General features: G+C 61.0%; 17 protein-coding genes. 7 read left to right on the top strand and 10 right to left on the bottom strand.

All coding sequences use genetic code 11. The annotated features are described in order from the left end of the window. Nucleotides 1-58: 58 nt before the first annotated feature. From GVL52_RS01675 to oiaX, 5 genes are all read right to left on the bottom strand, one after another. On the bottom strand, nt 59-886 hold the full coding sequence (locus GVL52_RS01675) for a phosphogluconate dehydrogenase C-terminal domain-containing protein (protein ID WP_160003517.1): 828 nt from the start codon (nt 884-886) through the stop codon (nt 59-61). 78 nt (nt 887-964) lie between these two features. Beyond that, entirely contained in the window at nt 965-1402 is a 438-nt protein-coding gene (locus GVL52_RS01670) for an RpiB/LacA/LacB family sugar-phosphate isomerase (protein WP_160003516.1), read from the bottom strand. 55 nt (nt 1403-1457) lie between these two features. Further along, complete coding sequence (locus tag GVL52_RS01665) at nt 1458-2216, bottom strand: triose-phosphate isomerase (RefSeq protein ID WP_160003515.1); 759 nt, start codon at nt 2214-2216, stop codon at nt 1458-1460. A gap of 2 nt (nt 2217-2218) precedes the next feature. Then, complete coding sequence (locus GVL52_RS01660; protein WP_160003514.1) at nt 2219-3553, bottom strand: four-carbon acid sugar kinase family protein; 1335 nt, start codon at nt 3551-3553, stop codon at nt 2219-2221. A 3-nt stretch (nt 3554-3556) separates the two neighbouring features. Next, nucleotides 3557-4816 carry a 3-oxo-isoapionate-4-phosphate decarboxylase OiaX gene (gene oiaX / locus GVL52_RS01655; protein ID WP_160003513.1) on the bottom strand — a complete coding sequence of 420 codons (1260 nt, stop codon included), beginning with the start codon at nt 4814-4816 and terminating at the stop codon, nt 3557-3559. Nucleotides 4817-5004: 188 nt separating this feature from the next. On the opposite strand from oiaX, the gene GVL52_RS01650 reads away from it, so the two are divergent. Further along, a complete protein-coding gene (locus GVL52_RS01650) occupies nt 5005-5715 on the top strand; it encodes a transcriptional regulator NanR (protein ID WP_160003512.1) in 711 nt (236 codons plus the stop codon). A 135-nt stretch (nt 5716-5850) separates the two neighbouring features. Here GVL52_RS01650 and GVL52_RS01645 read toward each other — a convergent pair whose 3' ends face one another. Genes GVL52_RS01645 through GVL52_RS01635 form a run of 3 tightly spaced genes read right to left on the bottom strand, consistent with a single transcriptional unit; the run spans nt 5851 to nt 9541 of the window. After that, a complete protein-coding gene (locus tag GVL52_RS01645; protein ID WP_160003511.1) occupies nt 5851-7485 on the bottom strand; it encodes a GMC family oxidoreductase in 1635 nt (544 codons plus the stop codon). A gap of 14 nt (nt 7486-7499) precedes the next feature. Next, nucleotides 7500-8024, bottom strand: a complete 525-nt coding sequence (locus tag GVL52_RS01640) for a sugar dehydrogenase complex small subunit (protein WP_160003510.1) — start codon at nt 8022-8024, stop codon at nt 7500-7502. Between the two features lie 47 nt (nt 8025-8071). Then, complete coding sequence (locus GVL52_RS01635; RefSeq protein ID WP_160003509.1) at nt 8072-9541, bottom strand: cytochrome c; 1470 nt, start codon at nt 9539-9541, stop codon at nt 8072-8074. Nucleotides 9542-9831: 290 nt separating this feature from the next. On the opposite strand from GVL52_RS01635, the gene GVL52_RS01630 reads away from it, so the two are divergent. Continuing rightward, nucleotides 9832-10737, top strand: coding sequence for a LysR family transcriptional regulator (locus tag GVL52_RS01630; protein WP_160003508.1), 906 nt, complete (start codon nt 9832-9834; stop codon nt 10735-10737). An 87-nt stretch (nt 10738-10824) separates the two neighbouring features. Here the strand turns inward: GVL52_RS01630 and GVL52_RS01625 are convergent, their stop codons facing one another. Next, the gene (locus GVL52_RS01625) at nt 10825-11112 is read right to left on the bottom strand and encodes a hypothetical protein (protein WP_160003507.1); all 288 of its coding nucleotides are present in this window, start codon (nt 11110-11112) and stop codon (nt 10825-10827) included. Between the two features lie 253 nt (nt 11113-11365). Between GVL52_RS01625 and GVL52_RS01620 the strand changes: the two genes are divergently transcribed. Together GVL52_RS01620 and GVL52_RS01615 are read left to right on the top strand one after the other, a co-directional pair. Continuing rightward, on the top strand, nt 11366-11653 hold the full coding sequence (locus GVL52_RS01620) for a hypothetical protein (protein WP_160003506.1): 288 nt from the start codon (nt 11366-11368) through the stop codon (nt 11651-11653). Nucleotides 11654-11884: 231 nt separating this feature from the next. After that, the gene (locus GVL52_RS01615; protein ID WP_160003505.1) at nt 11885-12874 is read left to right on the top strand and encodes an aldo/keto reductase; all 990 of its coding nucleotides are present in this window, start codon (nt 11885-11887) and stop codon (nt 12872-12874) included. A gap of 61 nt (nt 12875-12935) precedes the next feature. Here GVL52_RS01615 and GVL52_RS01610 read toward each other — a convergent pair whose 3' ends face one another. After that, the gene (locus GVL52_RS01610) at nt 12936-13829 is read right to left on the bottom strand and encodes a LysR family transcriptional regulator (RefSeq protein WP_160003504.1); all 894 of its coding nucleotides are present in this window, start codon (nt 13827-13829) and stop codon (nt 12936-12938) included. A 129-nt stretch (nt 13830-13958) separates the two neighbouring features. Between GVL52_RS01610 and GVL52_RS01605 the strand changes: the two genes are divergently transcribed. The 3 genes from GVL52_RS01605 to pqqA all read left to right on the top strand — a co-directional run bounded on the left by GVL52_RS01605 (nt 13959) and on the right by pqqA (nt 16272). Next, the gene (locus GVL52_RS01605; protein ID WP_160003503.1) at nt 13959-15152 is read left to right on the top strand and encodes an MFS transporter; all 1194 of its coding nucleotides are present in this window, start codon (nt 13959-13961) and stop codon (nt 15150-15152) included. A gap of 21 nt (nt 15153-15173) precedes the next feature. Continuing rightward, on the top strand, nt 15174-16004 hold the full coding sequence (locus GVL52_RS01600; RefSeq protein WP_160003502.1) for an aldo/keto reductase: 831 nt from the start codon (nt 15174-15176) through the stop codon (nt 16002-16004). 172 nt (nt 16005-16176) lie between these two features. Continuing rightward, entirely contained in the window at nt 16177-16272 is a 96-nt protein-coding gene (pqqA, locus tag GVL52_RS01595) for a pyrroloquinoline quinone precursor peptide PqqA (RefSeq protein WP_160003501.1), read from the top strand. Nucleotides 16273-16287 lie beyond the last annotated feature (15 nt).

The raw sequence follows: 16287 nt of genomic DNA, 5'->3' as shown, positions 1-16287 counted from the left end.
AGCCCTGTTCCCAGCAGGGCGGTGAATGGGGAGGGGTTGCCCCCTCCCGGGATCGGTATCAGGTAATACGCTGAATGCTGTCAGCAATCTCCTTCGGTTCGAAGACGCGCTTCCAATCGTCCTTCATCAGGGCGGGAATGCCGAATTCGATAGCCTTGTTGCAGGCGTCCGAGAACACGCCCTGGACTTCGCCGAAGATGACGGCGCCGAGCACGTTCAGGTGGCCGAGCAGGAAGTCGCGGGCGGCTTCTTCAGGAACACCGCGAGAAACGCATTCGTCCATCGCCTGCTTCATGACGACGAGCAGCGAGGCAGCAACGGTTTCCGACAGGCCCGGCTCCAGCATCGCCATCTGATCGACGGTGACGCGGTGCGAACGCATGACCGGTGCCCAGATGGTCTTGGCGATTTCTTCGCCGACGGCATAGGCGTCTTCCGGACCCTGCATCAGCGCCGAAACGATGTGCTGCTTGGCAAACAGGCCGCCGAAGTGGTCCTTCTTGGCCGACATTTCGGTTTCGTCGTTGAAGATCGGCGGATGGCATGGGTGCGTGACGAAGTAGGTCAGGTCAGCGCGCTCAGGCAGGTGGCCGGCAAACGGCGCGGCGGCGTCGAGAGCGACGACCATGGTGCCGGCTTTCAGCTTTTCGGAGATGCCCGCGGCAACCTTGCCGATATGCGTGTCCGGAACGGCCAGAATGACGACGTCAACGCCGTCGAGGGCAGTGTCTACATCAACGGTAGAAAGGCCGAGGTCGTCCTTCAGACGCGCCTTGCCGACATCGCTGATTTCGACATGACGGACGTCAAAGCGCGAACCCTTGAGGTTTTTCGCGAGCCGGTAACCCATTTTGCCGCCGGCGCCAAAGAGAGCAATTGAAGTCATGTTTCCTTCACCTCGTGGTTTTTATCGGATTGTTAACGCTGCTGGTATGATGAGTCAATCACCACGCCACAATAAGTACTACTTTACCGAGTCAAGGCGATCGATCGCCTCGACATTGGCTGCGGATGAGCCCTTTGGATCGAATTCGGAAGCCAGCCAGGTATCGACGATCGACTTGGCGAGTTCCGGCCCGATTACGCGTGCGCCCATCGTGATGATCTGGGCGTTGTTGGACTTCGCCGCGCGCTCGGCCGAATAGGTGTCGTGGGTCAGTGCAGCGCGGATGCCAGGCACCTTGTTGGCCGAGATCGACACGCCGATGCCGGTGCCGCAGATCAGGATGCCGCGCTCGTGCTGGCCATCGACAATGGTCTGGGCGAGGGTCTGAGACAGGTCGGCGTAAAAGCCGGATTGGCTGAGATCGTGGACCTCAAGATCCGCCTTGCCGGCGAGATGGGCGGCAATCACGTCAAGCAAGGGCTTGCCGGCGTTATCCGCTCCGATGGCGATTTTCATGGGTTTTGTCCTTTCAATCATTCGGGGGCTGGATGAAGGGGCCTGGTTGCTGCGATCAGATAACCGCGGCAACGCGCTTCAGAATGTCGAGATAGCCTTCGACGGCCCAGGCCGAGCGGCCGATGAAAAGGCCGTCGATATGCGGCTGGGTGATGAGTTCCTCGCAGTTGTCAGGGTTGACGCTGCCGCCGTAGAGCACCGGCACGACGCGGCCGAGCGCCCTGGCTGCCACATCGGCAATGCGGGCGTGCCTCTCGTCGGCATAATCGGCAGTTGCCGGAATGCCGTTGACGCCGATTGCCCAGACGGGTTCATAGGCGAGCAGAATGGTCGCATCTTGTTCGGCACCGGTGACCCGCGATAGCGCCCCTTCCACCTGCCGCTTCAGCACGGCATCTGCGTCGCCTGCATTGCGCTCAGTCAGCGTCTCACCGATGCAAATCAGAGGGATCAGGTCGTGCTTGACCGCACTTTCGACCTTGAGGCCAACGGTCTCGTCTGTCTCGCCGAAATGCTCGCGGCGCTCGGAGTGGCCGAGTTCGACGATATCGAGATTGCAGTCCTTGAGCATCGGCGCGGAGACTTCGCCGGTCCAGGCGCCTGATGAATCCCAATGCATGTTCTGCGCGCCGACTTTGACGGAGCTTTCCCCCAGCGCCTTCTTCACGTCGCGTACCGCGGTGAACGATGGAATGACGAAGCGCTGGATGTCCTGATGGCGGTCACCATCGGCGGCCGCGAGCCGTTCGGCGAAGGACAGTGCCTCGCCGAGAACCTTGTTCATCTTGAAGCTGGTGCCGACCCAGTAACGCATGCCTAGCTCCTTCTTCCGTCGCGTATCTGTGCGAAGTAATTGTCGGTGCCGACCTGTCCGCCCTTGAGCGCGATCTGCAGGCCGTTGGTGGGCGCGTAGTTGCCATGCGCCGTGCAGAGCGGCGAACCCGGTGTCTGCGGCAGGGGTAGCAGGGTGGTCAGCGCATCGACACGCAGTTCCTGCAACGCATGGCTCGAGGTGTCGCCACCGGCGATGACCGCGCGGCTCAGCTTTTCGGTCTCGACGAGCCGGCGCAGGATGATACCGAGCGCAGAGCCGAGCCGATGACGCGCGCCGGGAATGCGATCGATATCGGTGCCCCTGTCGGCGGATGGTCCATGGGCGGTGTGCAGCAGTACGCTGCGGCCGGACCTCAGGCGTTCGACACCAGAGGCAACGGCCGCCTCGATGGCTTGCTCGCCATTTTCGCCGGCAAGATCAAGCGGATCGACGGCAATGGCGTCGAAGCCGTTCTGCGTTGCCGTGTGGATCTGCCGTTCTGTGGTCGGCGACACGCTGCCTGACACCACGGCCATGCGCTCGACCTTGCCGGGCTCGGCAAATATCGACGGCGAGCCAAGCAAGCCTTCGGCTTTCCAGGCTTGCAGCAATGCATATTCGACGCCGGAGGAGCCGGCCGTGAACAGGCCGCCGTCGCGTTTCGCCCGCCAAAGCTGTCGGCCGGCAGCGGCTTGAGATTGCGCGCTGTCCACATCGATAAGCAGGATGCCCGAGAGGTCTGCGATGATCGTGTCGACACGCTGGTCGGCATCGGCTGCAGCCGTGGTCACCAGGTCGGCAAGAGCGACCGGCAGTGATGTCTGCTTTGCCATGTGCAGCGCCAGATCGGCTTCCGCCATCGGCGTCACAGGGTGGCGGCTCATGACTGGGTGACGGTCGATGCGGTAGAAGCGATCCTGATAGGCGGCGAACAGGTTTCCGAAAGCGGTGTAGCGCTTCAACTGCGGTGCGCCCACGATAACCGGCACCATCGGCTGGCCATACAGCGCCTTGCCGATCTCGATCGCCTTGCCGATATTGCCGATCGCAGGGCTGGAATCGAAGGTCGAGCAGACCTTGTAATGGCAGATATCGGCATCAAGCGCCTTCAGCCATTCGAAGATCGCAGGCAGATGCGCGTCCATCCATTCCGGCGTTTCGCTGCGGCTGGTGCCGGCAATGCCGAAAGCGCGATAGTCGGCGAAGCGCTCCGCCGTCTCGGCGCTGGGAATGCCGAGGAACAGCACGGTCGGTACGCCATTGGAAGCGAGCGCCTCCATGACGTCTGTGGAGCCGGTGAAATCGTCGCCGTAGTAGGTGAGAAGAGGCTTGGTCATGTCTCAGGCTGCCTTGCCGTCACCGAACTTCGCGATCGAGGCTGCGAGTTCCGGGTGATCCTTGGCGTATTCGTCGAGCGGGATATCGGCGACCGCGGCCTGCCACGCCTGCTGCACGGCGCGCACGCCTGCGGCCGCGCCGCCCGGGTGGCTGACGATGCCGCCGCCGCATAGATACAGCAGATCCTGTGTGCGACCGGTGCGCTGGTAGGTGTCGGGCGCCTGTCCGCCCCATTGTCCGGAGCCGGCAACCGGCAGCGGGCAATCGGCCTTGCTGAACATCGGCGTGCTGACGGCCTTGAAGGATTCGACGAAGCTGTCGTCCGGTTCCCAGTACTTGATGCGGATGCCGTTGATCTGGAACTGGTCGACGCCGAGCAGACGCCAGAACTGCTGGTAGACCTTGAAGTCGAGGCCGGCACCCGGATCGCGCGTCAGGATATCCCAGCCGTTGCGGTGGGCGTGCAGCACCAGGCCGGAGCGCTTGCGCAGGAAGCTCATGCCGCCGAAGCCGATCGAATTGATGTTGACGACGGCGCAGTTGCCACCGGCTTTCAGCACCAGATCATGGTTGCGCATCATCTCGTCGGGATCGGCATGCGAGATGCCGAAGGCGTACATCACCTTCTTGCCGGTCTTCTGCTCGTGATCGAGGATCAGCGGCATGATCGCCTCGACGCGCTCCTTGAGCGGCGAATAGGCCGGGCTCATCAGCTTCTCGTCGTCCTTGATGAAATCGACGCCGGATTCGATAAGCTCGCCAACCAGGGCGGCGGTCTCATGCGGGCGCAGGCCAAGGGCCGGCTTGACGATGGTGCCGATGATCGGCCGCTTCTCGACGCCGGTGAGGCGGCGGGTGCCGGGAAGGCCGAACTGCGGGCCTGGATGCGCCGAGGCAAACGCTTCCGGCAGCTTCATATCGACGATGCGAATGCCGGTCATGCCCTTGATCGAAAACACGCCGCCAATCGCGATTGTCATCAGCGCCGAGAGGTCGGTGCCGATGGCATCCAGCGGAAAGGCGATATCGGCATCAGCGCGGTGGATGCGGCCGTGCCCCGGCGCAATCTCGGGCCAGGTCGAGTGATCGGCGTCGGGCAGGGGGCGGATGGCCAGAACGCGGGCGGCAACACGGTCCTTGAGTTCCTGGGTCTCACCGGGAACAGGCACGAAGGTGCCCGTCGATTGATCGCTGGCGATCTTGGCGGCCATCGCCTCGACACTGCCGGTCGTTTCAATGCGATAAGTAACTGTGATCATCATGAGGTCTCGTTGCTCCACCTGCCAAGGCCGAAGTTTGCCATGGCGCCAACTCGCGAACTGGTATAATGAGTATTCCAATTTCTGCAATAAAAATTTTCGAAGGACGACAGAGCTAATCCAGATGACGGCCTTTCTTGCCGGCGCGCGAACATGCATAAGGGAGGGAACCTGTGAGTCAGCGAGAGACCATGAACCAGCCAGTCGAACAGATCGTCCGTCGCAAGTTGTCCGATGAAGTTTTTGATCGACTGGAGAGAATGATCACCTCGGGCGAACTTCGTCCCGGTGACGAGATGCCATCCGAGCGCGTGCTGATGGAGCGGTTCGGTGTCGGCCGGCCGGCCATCCGGGAGGCGATGCAATCGCTGTCGAGCATGGGGCTGGTCAATATCTCCCACGGCGAGCGCGCCAAGGTGCTGCAACTGACGGCCAAGTCGATTTTCCGCCAGGTCGATCTGACGGCGAAGATCATGCTGTCGCAGTCAGCCGACTCCCTCGAACACCTGAAAAGTACCCGGATATTCTTCGAGCGCGGCATGGCGCGTGAGGCTGCCATCAAGACGACGAGCGACGATATTGCCGACCTCCGGGAAATCCTCGAGCATCAGCGTCGGGCGCTTGGCAATGCGGAAGAGTTCATCTCGGCCGATATGCAGTTTCATACCCGGATCGCGCAGATCTCTCGCAACCCGATCTTCGTTGCGGTGAGCGAGGCCATGCTGGCGTGGCTGAAGGCCTATCATACCGACATGCTGATCTGGACCGGCAAGGAGAAGTTCACGCTGGTCGAGCACGAACAGATCGTCGACTGTCTGACCGCCAAAGATCCTGATGGCGCCGAGGCGGCGATCCTGAAGCATCTCGAGCGTTCCAGTGCGCTTTATACCAGCCGCGACTGATCCGGATCGCTGGGCGGTTGTTTCCGCCCGACGCTGAGCGAAAAAATTGTTGAACGAATGAAACAAGCAACAGCGAACGGCTTTTGCAGCCGATCGCTGTTGCTGTTTTCTGGATGTCCGAACCGATTGCCCGGCTCAGATTTCCTTGACGAGCGTTTCTGCGATCCGCACGCTCAGTGCAGCACCCGTCAGCGTCGGGTTCATGCAGGACGCCGACGGCATGACGCTGGTGCCGGCAATGAACATGTTCGGATGATCGTGGGTGCGGCAATCGCGGTTGACGACCGAATCCTTCGGATCGTCGCCCATCCGGGTCGTACCCATCACGTGCTGGCGGTTCTGCCACTTGACGTCGGTCGATAGAACCTCTGCATCGAGCAGTTCGGCGATCCTGTTCAGATCCTGCAGGCCGCGGTCGCGTCCGGCGTTCCAGTAGTCGGTGACGCTGTAATAGAGCGACGGAACTGGAATGCCGAGTGCATCGAACTTGGTCTTCGATGGCGTCACGCGGTTTTCGGCCAGAGGCAGCGGTTCGAAATCGATTGCCCAGTTGAGCGAGCGAGCCGAATATCTGCGGATCTGCTCGTCGAGCTTGGAGCCGAGGATGCCCTTCTTGATGAAGCCCTCGGTCATCTGCGCTGTCGGCACGGTGTTGCGCACCTTGATCTTGTAGCTCGGATAGTCCTTGCGGAACGCGCCGTCGCGCTGGTTCAGATAGACCAGCAGTTCCGTCGGGCCTTCGCCCGGCCACACATCTTCCTTGGTCAGCATGTTCATGCTGATGCCGGTGTGGTCCATCAGGTTGCGGCCCACCTGGTCGGACGAGTTGGCGATTCCGTTCGGATACTTCGCGGAGGTCGAAATCAGCAGCAGCTTGGCGGATTCGATGCCATAGGCGGCCAGCACGAAGTAGGGTGCAGTCAGCTTGTGCTCGGAGTTGTCTGGCTTCTTGTACCAGACGGCGGTGATCTTGCCGTCGTCGCCGGCTTCGATCTTGTAGACCACCGCGTTGTCGAGCAGCGTGGCGCCATGCCGCTCGGCTTCGTCGATATGCATCGAGCCGTCGTACTTGGCGCCGATCGGACAGACCGGGTTGCAGTTGTTGTTGCCGGCGCAGACCGGACGGCCCTTGTAGGGGCGGGATGCGCGACCGTGCGGCTCAAGCACCGGGTTGAAGCCGCCGACGCTGAGTTTTTCTGCGAGCGTGTCGAACATGTAGCTGGAATTCAGCTGCTTCATCGGGAACGGCATCGTGCGGGGTGGCATCGGGCCGCCGCCCTGGCCGCTCTCGTCCTGGCCGTCGGTTCCGGTCACGCCCATCTCCAGTTCGGCCTTGTTGTAGTAAGGCTCGAGGTCATCGTAGCCGATCGGCCAGTCGCGGCCGCGGCCGTAGAGTGACTGCAGGCGGAAGTCGTTCGGGATCATCCGCCACAGCGCCGAGCCGAAGTGCCAGGTCGTGCCGCCAACCACGCGAAGGTAGGAGGTGTTGTACTTCACCGGGCCTTCGTACTGCAGGTAGTCGCCGTAAGTGGACGGCGCGTGCGGCAGGCTCGGGAAGGGCGAGCCGGCGCCCTGCAGCTTGGCGTTTGCCAGCGACAGTTTGACCGGCGCGTTGCGGTAGGTCTCGACGATCTCGCGGCGATCGACGCGGGGGCCGGCCTCCAGAACGATCACCTTCTTGCCAGCCTTGGCGAGGTTGGCGGCGATGATCCCGCCCATAACGCCCGAGCCGATAACGATCAGGTCCGCATCATATGCGTCGTTAGCCATTGTCTTGATTCCTGTCAGATATTGCTATCGGGCTTCGGTCCCCAGGCGTTGGGGCCAGGACCATAGCTGGGGATGGTGAGGATGCCCTTCGTCGGGGCATACATGAGGGCCTCGCTGTAGGTGATGAGCTCAGCATCCTCGGGCTCGCCGACCACGCCAAGATACCAGGCGCCGACGATCTTCTGCATCGAGGCCAGCAGGGCCGGATCAGTCGCGGCTTGCGCCAGGAACGCATCCATATCGGCAGCACCGCTCGTCGTGATCGCCTGTTGCAGACTGGCGATATCGGCGGCAAGGTTCGGATTGCGCTTTGCGAGCGCTGCGAAGTAACGTCCGCCGAGAACCGGATCGAGCTTGCGCGCGGTCAGGAACTCCGACAGTTGCATGAAGGCCTGCGTCGTATCATCGGGTGCTGCAGACGCCGGCAAGGGAACTGCCAGCGCTGCCATCGCGCCCAGTGCGACGGAGGTTCGCAGCAAATCGCGCCGGGACAGGCGGTGCCAGGAACCGGCACCTGAGTTTAAAGGATCGAAGGGCATCGCTGGTCTCCTGCGCGTGCGCTCATGAAAATGGGAATGACGAAATTTCAGGCGGTGGCGGGGCGTTGCCGGCGACGGACCATCCAGACGATGGCCAGGATCACGATCAGTCCACCGATGCCCGCCGCTGGCGCAGCGAATGGTGCGAGTTTGACGATCAGCGACTCCGGGCCACCCTGGCGCAGTTCAGCCACGTCGGCCGCTGTGACCTTGGCAGCAGGATTGCCGTATTGCGTCAGCACGTAATTGCTGACATCGGCGATGTCCTGATCCGACAGACGGTCGGTGAACGGTGCGTTGGGGCCGAAGCCTGGCATGAAGATCGTCTCGTCGCCAACCGTGCGGCTGAGGCCGAACAGGACCGTCGCCACAAGGTTGGCAGGGGTGTCAGCACCGGTCGCCGTGTTGTGGAAGAGGGACGGGTAATGCTTGTTGCCGCCACCATCCGGCTGGTGGCAAGCGGCGCATGTGCCGCTGAAGATGTGAAATCCGTTCTCGTTGGGCTGCTGTCCAGGCAGGCCGCGAAGTGCGGCTTCGGTCACAGATGGCTGGCCGAACTCGTAGCGTGGCTTGGCCTCGCTGCCAGATATCGGCTTGGTTTCCTTCAGATAGACAGCAAGCGCGTTGAGATCTGTGTCGTTGAGATGCTGAAGGCTGTTCTCGACAGCTTCGGCCATCGGGCCAGCGGCCTGTGCCTTGCCGGCAGCGCGGCCGGTCTTCAGATATTGCACGATCTCATCCTGCGACCAGCCGCCGATGCCGTTGACCGGATCGGACGTGATGTTGGGCGCATACCACGCGCCGAGCGCCCCGCCCGACAGCGCCTTGCTGTGATTTTCCGCCATGAAGGTGTTTCGCGGCGTGTGGCAGGTGCTGCAGTGCTCGAGCGCCTCGGCGAGGTAAGCGCCCCGGTTCCATTCCGCGGACTTCGATGCATCCGGCTGGAAGCGATCCTTGCTCAGGAACAGAAGGTTCCACACCGACATCGATGCACGAATGCTGAAGGGGAATGGCAGCTCGGTCTTTTCGGGCGCGTGATCGACCGGCTTCACTTCCTGCATGAAGTAGGCGTAGAGCGCCGACATGTCCTCGTCGGACAGCTTGGCATAGGCCGTGTATGGCATGGCCGGATAAAGGTGGCTGCCGTCCTTGGCGATGCCGTCGCGCACGGCGCGAGCGAAGTCCTCTTCGCTGTAGCTGCCGATGCCGTCGGCCTTGGATGGGGTGATGTTGGTCGAGAAGATCTTGCCGAGTGGCGATTCGATTGCATAGCCTCCCGCAAACGGCTGGCCGGAGTGTGGCGCCGTATGACAGGCGGCACAGTCGGCGGCCGTGGCGAGATAGCGGCCCTTGGCGATCAGGTCGGCTTGCGTTGCAGACTGATCCTGTGCCGACGCAGCGCTGGTGATCGACACCAGCGCGCACAGACAGAGAGCAGCCGACCGTAGACGCTTGATGTAATGGGCGTGGCGTGGCGCGGCGAGGGGGTGTTGGGAAGTACCGGTAAGCAAGTGCATTATCGACGTGCTTTCATCAAGCATGAATAAACGACAACAGGCCTTGCATCACCTCCCACGAGCACAGCCAATCCACGTCGCCGCGAGACAACGTCAGGCACATCACAGAAATGCCGAAGATTTACAAAGCAAAATATTGAATCTGCTTTATGAATCCATCCTAGAGGAGAATGGAGGGCGTGTGTCGATGTGTCGCGCTCGCGACTTGGCTATCGTCATAACCGCGCGGTACTATCTTTGAAAATCTATTTGTCATACAAACAGATTTCACAAAAAGTGAAGGATCGAGCGTGAAATTTGACTTGGTCGATCTGCGAATCTTCATTGACGCCGTGGATGGTGGAAGCTTGACGGCGGCGGCCAGGCAGAACCATGTCGTGGTGGCTGCCGTCAGCGCTCGGTTGAAACGGCTGGAAGAGGCTTTTGACCTCGAACTTTTCGAGCGCACCGGTCGAGGTATCAAGCCGACTTTGGCTGGCGAGATGCTGGCCAGCCATGCCCGGAAGATATTGGACGATGCGCGCCGGATCGAGGCCGATCTCGACGCCTTTGCGGATGGACGCACCGGCCGAGTGAGGCTGCTGTCGAATACCAATATGCTCGCAGAGCACCTGCCGCAGGCGTTGGGCTCCTTTCTGGCCGAGCGCCCGGATATCAGCGTCAACGTTGAAGACAAGCCAAGCCTCGAGGCCGTCAACATGCTGAAGCAAGGCGAAGCAGATATTGCGATCGTGGCTTCGTCGGCCGACCTGGCGGGTTTTGAATGCTTCCGGTTTGTGCCGGATCGTCTGGTGGTGATTGCACCAAAAGCCTTCGAGATGCCGTCAGGTCCGATCGCATTCTCGCGGATCCTCGATTTCGAGATGATCGGGCAGCAGGGCAATCCGGCGCTGATGCAGTTTCTTGGGCGCCATGCCAATGAACTTGGGCGTAGACCGCATTTCCGGATGCTGATCGGTGGCTTTGAGGCAACCTGCCGGGTTGTCGAACAGGGAGCCGGAATCTCGATCGTGCCGGAGAGCGCAGCCACGCGCTACTCCAAATTCATGGAACTTCAAGTGCTGCCGATCGAGGATGCCTGGGCAGATCGTGAACTCTATGTCTGCGTCAGGAACGCGCTGCAGTTGCCCGGATACGCCAAGATGCTTCTGGCTCACCTGAAGGACTATGCGCGCTCGTTCGATGCAGATTGCTGATGGCCGCGTCGATATGTCTGTTTTGCGGAGGCTCATGCTTTACGCCAGGCAACTGTCATCGCCGTGAGATCGGGGTTGCCACCCCGGTCAATGAAGTGTCAGTGTCTCAGGCCGATGCGGGTCGCGAAAGCGGAATTGTTCGATAAGCGTCATGGCCTGTTGGAGTAGGATCTCCGCCGCCTTCAGATCATTGTTGGCAAGGCCATAGACGCTTCCGCGAATGGTCAAGGCGAGATTCTCTGAATTTGCCGCGAAGCTTGGGTTGCCTTCGATCATGGCTTCCTTCGCGCTGGTTTCGAGCGCGTCGGCGACGGCTGCCAGTATGTCCTGGCGTTCGCGCACGCTCATCTGTGTGATCGTCTTTGACCCTTTCATGACGGATTTTCTTCCCCAAAAAATATGCGCGGCGAAACTGCCTCATACCGCTGATGTAGGCGCAATCATCGGTTCATCAATGCGGCGGAATGTCTTCACGCACGTATTTGATGCGGGTCAACGACAAAGCGCCTCTTCGCTGAGGCGGCCTTGCGACAAATTGAAATCTGTCAAACCTCTGATGAAACTAAATGGGCGCCTGTGCGTAATTAGGTGATCTGAGCCACCTTGTTCGGACTTCACGGGAAACGGCATGATCTACACGGTAGGCGTCAACGCGGTTGACGAGCAGGACACGATCAGCCTCGGCGACGATGGCAAACTATCCACCCCGGCTATTCGCCACGACGGCACGCTTTCAACAGGCGATGCTGTGTGGTCCCGGCGATGCGATGCGCAAAACTTTCTCGATCGGTTCAGGCTTTCCAACTGTTCCGTCTTCGGCGTGCTTGCCGACTGGGACGACGACACCGGGCATAATATCGATGAATCCTATCGCCGTTTGAGACGCCCGGCAAAGATAGTCGCGCTGGACCCCTGACCTCTCGGCTGCGCCATTCATGAGGGTAGAGTATAAGATCATGCAAGATTGATGATCTAATGCGATCGTTCAATCTGCGTTATATCGTCTGCATGAGACAAATGGAGCCGGCGGCAGGCTGGCGTTCTCATCGATATCCCTGGCTGTGGTTCACCTCGGTGCGCATGTGCCTGCGCGGCTTCGGGATGCGTGGATGGACAAGACAATTCGAAATGCCCAAGGAGAAAGACAATGCAAAGGCGAACACTCGGGAAAAGCGGAGTTGAGGTTTCGGCGGTCGGCCTCGGCTGCATGGGGCTTAACTTCAGCTACAGCCACGCGCTGAGCACGCAGGAGAGCGTGAAGCTGATCCGCCAGGCAGTGGAGCGCGGCGTCACATTTTTCGATACGGCTGAGGTCTATGGGCCCTACACCAACGAGGAAATCGTTGGTGAGGCGCTGCAGCCGATGCGCGATCAGGTGGTGATCGCCACCAAGTTCGGCTTCAATATCGTCGATGGCAAAATGTCAGGCGTGAACAGCCGTCCGGAACAGATCCGCAAGGCGGCCGAGGGCTCGTTGAAGCGCCTCGGCGTCGAGGTGATCGACCTGCTTTACCAGCACCGCGTAGATCCGAACGTTCCCATCGAGGATGTGGCCGGCACGGTCAAGGACCTGATTGCGGAAGGCAAGGTCAAGCACTTCGGGATGTCGGAGCCTGGCGCCCAGACGGTCCGCCGCGCTCATGCCGTTCAGCCGGTGGCCGCTCTGCAGAACGAATACTCGCTGTGGACCCGTGGGCCGGAAACCAATGGCATCCTCGAAGCCTGCGAAGAGCTCGGCATCGGTTTGGTTGCCTACAGCCCGCTCGGCAAGGGCTTCCTGACCGGGGCGATGAGCAAGGACACGAAGATCGGCGAGAACGATTTCCGCAAGCTGCTGCCGCGCTTCACGCCGGAAGCGATGGAAAAGAACCAGGCGCTGATCGACCTGCTGAAGCGGATCGCCGAGGACAAGAAGGCGACGCCGGCGCAGATTGCTCTGGCCTGGTTGCTGGCGCAGAAGCCGTGGATTGTTCCTATCCCCGGAACCACGAAGCTGCATCGTCTCGAAGAAAACCTTGGTGCTGCAGAGGTCACTCTGACGGCTGCCGACCTCGCCGATATCGAGAGTGCCGCCGCGGCCATCCAGGTTGAGGGCGAACGTTATCCGGAGCAACTGATGAAGACGACCGGCCTCTGAGCCGACGCCTGACATCGCGAACGGCGCATCGATCTCATGCGCCGTTCGCTGAGGCCCCTCATCAGATTCTCTCGACGAGGAAATCGATCAACGCCCGGATCCTGCTCGCGAGATGGGGATGCCCGGGATAGACGGCGTGGATATGTTCGACATCGCCGGTGTTGAATGGTTCAAGCACCGGCACCAGCACGCCAGCATCGATGTCGGGCTGAACGTGAAACGCCCCGACGCGGGCAAGCCCCACGCCTGCGATGCAAAGATTGCGCGCAGTTGGGCCGTTGTTCACTTCAATATTGCCGTTCACCACCTTCGAAAAAGTCTGCCCCGTTGCCGGGTCGCGGAAAGGCCACTCCTCCCATGTGCGGCGGAAGTTGAAGGTCATGCAATTGTGCCGGTCGAGATCTCCGGGTGTTTCGGGCGTCCCCATGCGCTCGAGATAGGCAGGTGCGGCGACGATGACACGCCTGCTATCCATCAGCTTGCGAGCCTTCAACGAGGTGTCGCGAAGATCGCCGGAGCGGATGGCCACGTCAGCGCGCTCCTCGACGATGTCGATGATCCCGTCGGTCAGTGACAGATCAAGCTGAACGAGCGGGTATCGCGCCAGAAATTCCGGCACCAGCGGCACGATGTAACGGACCCCGAAGGCGACGGAGACGCTGACCCGCAGACGGCCGCGCGGTGTTGCTTCGCCGCCGGTCGAGACCACCTGCTCGGCCTCCTTGATGTCATCGAGAATCCGCTGCGCCCGTTCGAGATAGACTTCGCCTTCCGGGGTCAGTTGCAGGCTGCGCGTCGTTCTGACGACCAGTCGGGTCTTCAGGCGCTCCTCGAGCCGAGTCACCAGCTTGCTCACCGCCGACGGAGACATCCTGAGCAATCGCCCTGCCGCGGAAAAGCTCTGCAGCCTCGCGGTATGCACGAAGACTTCCATCTCGCCGACGGTGTTGTCCACTTCAATGTTCCTTGTGAATTCAATTCATAACTATTAGCGAAATATAGCTTCTTATCGGATTAATGCCAGAGGGGCATATTCCGGTCATCCCAAATCGCCGCTTGCTCGGCACAGCACTGGATGACTGCCATGCCTCTCGCCTTGTTTGCCCTCACGGTCGCCGCCTACGCGATCGGCACCACCGAGTTCGTGATTGTCGGGCTCTTGCCGACTGTTGCGAACGATCTCCACATCGGCCTGCCGCTGGCAGGCCTTATCGTCAGCGTCTATGCACTCGGCGTCACCTTCGGCGCACCGATCCTGACGGCGTTGACCGGTCGTATCGACCGAAAGCTGCTGCTGCTCGGCCTGATGGCGCTCTTCATCATCGGCAACACGATGGCGGCACTCAGCCCCGGTTACGCACTTCTGCTGGTTGCCCGCGTGTTGTCCGCCTTCGCACACGGCGTCTTCTTCTCGGTGGGATCGACGATCGCTGCTGATCTTGTTCCGGAGAACAAGCGCGCGTCTGCCATTGCCATGATGTTCATGGGGTTGACGGTCGCAATCGTCACCGGCGTTCCGCTCGGTACGCTGATCGGTCAGACATTTGGCTGGCGCGCCACCTTTGCGGCTGTCGCAGGCCTCGGCGTCATCGCCTTCGCAGGGCTCTGGCTTCTTCTGCCGTCCAATCTCAAGAGGGCGCCAGCCGCCACGATCGGCGATCAGATCAAGGTTCTCGGCAGTGGTCGTCTGCTCATCGTCTTTGCGATGACGGCTCTGGGCTACGGCGGCACCTTCGTCGCCTTTACCTTCCTGGCCTCGATCCTCGAGCAGGTCACCGGCTTTCATGCGTCGTCGGTCAGCCTGATCCTCGTGCTCTATGGCATTGCGATTGCGATCGGCAATATCGCCGGCGGTCGCCTTGCCAACCGTGATCCGGTCAAGGCTCTGGTCTGGCTTTTTGCGGCGCAGGCAGTCGTGCTCGTCGTCTTCGGCTTCACCGCGGTTTCGCCATGGCTCACGATCCCGACGCTCGCTGCCCTCGGCTTCCTGTCGTTTGCCAACGTACCCGGCCTGCAGATCTACGTCGTCCAGCTTGCGGGGGTCGTGCGGCCTGCCGCCGTCGATGTTGCCTCGGCTTTGAACATTGCGGCCTTCAACCTCGGTATCGCTGCTGGCGCCTGGGTCGGTGGTATCGTTGTCGCCTCCTCGCTCGGCCTTGGCGCCACACCGTGGATCGGCGCCATCTTCGTGGTCGGAGCGCTTCTGTTGACCCTGTGGAGCGGCTCGCTCGACCGCCGCACGAGCGCTCATTCCAACACAGCCGCCTCCGCGGCCTGATACAGCCGAAAGGAACTTCCCATGAATTTTATCAATGCGAACGGCGCGTCCATTCCGGCACTCGGCTTCGGTACGTTCCGGATGGAGGGTGCCGACACAGAGCGAATGGTGTCCCACGTGCTCCAGCATGGTTATCGCCACATCGATACGGCGCAGATCTATGGCAATGAGGCCGCGGTCGGGCAGGGGATCCGGGCCTCGGGCGTCGCGCGCGCCGATGTCTTCCTCACAACCAAAGTCTGGGTCGCAAATTACAGTCGCGATGCATTCCTGGCGTCTGTCGATGAAAGCCTGGCGAAGCTGAAGACGGACTACGTCGATCTGCTCCTGCTGCACTGGCCGAACATCGCTGTCAGCCTGGAAGAGCAGATCGCCTCGCTGAACGCGGTCGCGAAATCCGGCAAGGCACGGCACATCGGCGTGTCGAACTTCAACACGGCCCTGATGCAAGAGGCCGCACGCCTCAGCCAGCAGCCGCTGGCCAACAATCAGGTCGAGTACCATCCCTATCTCGACCAGCGACCGGTGATCGCGACGGCAAAAGAGCTCGGCATGTCGCTGACCGCCTACTACGGCATGGCAGACGGCAAGGTGCTCGCCGATCCTGTCTTGCAGGAGATCGCATCGGCGCACCGCCGCTCGGTCGCGCAGATCGTGCTGCGCTGGATCATTCAGCAGGGCTTTGTCACCCTGTCCAAGACGGTATCGGAGGCACGTGCCGCCGAAAATGCCGCCATCTTCGATTTCGATCTCAGCAACGAAGACATGGCAATGATCCAGAAGTTGGCGCAACCGGACGGCCGTATCGTCAGCCCTGATGGTCTGGCGCCGGAATGGGACACTGCCGCTTAGTTTGCGCTCCTGTCGGCCGGTCCATTCCGGCCGGCAGTCGATCACGGCAATGCCGCGATTGTGATGGCTTTGCGACATTGGACGGGCAGCCATGCTCAAAAAGCTATTGCGGCGCAACATAAGTCGGCCTACCTCGAGCCCCGTTAAGAAAACAGCATGAATGGAGACACATATGTCTTGGCACGCCCCTAAGTTCATCGAAGTTACCTGCGGCATGGAAATCAACCGTTACGCACCGGCAGACGGCGGCGAACCGATCCTGTTCTAGGATCAGTCACACCCA

The sequence above is a fragment of the Rhizobium sp. 18055 genome (assembly GCF_902706285.1).
Classification (GTDB): Bacteria; Pseudomonadota; Alphaproteobacteria; order Rhizobiales; family Rhizobiaceae; genus Rhizobium.
The sequence above is the reverse complement of the archived record's forward strand: the minus strand, read 5'-3'. Positions and strand labels throughout refer to the sequence as shown.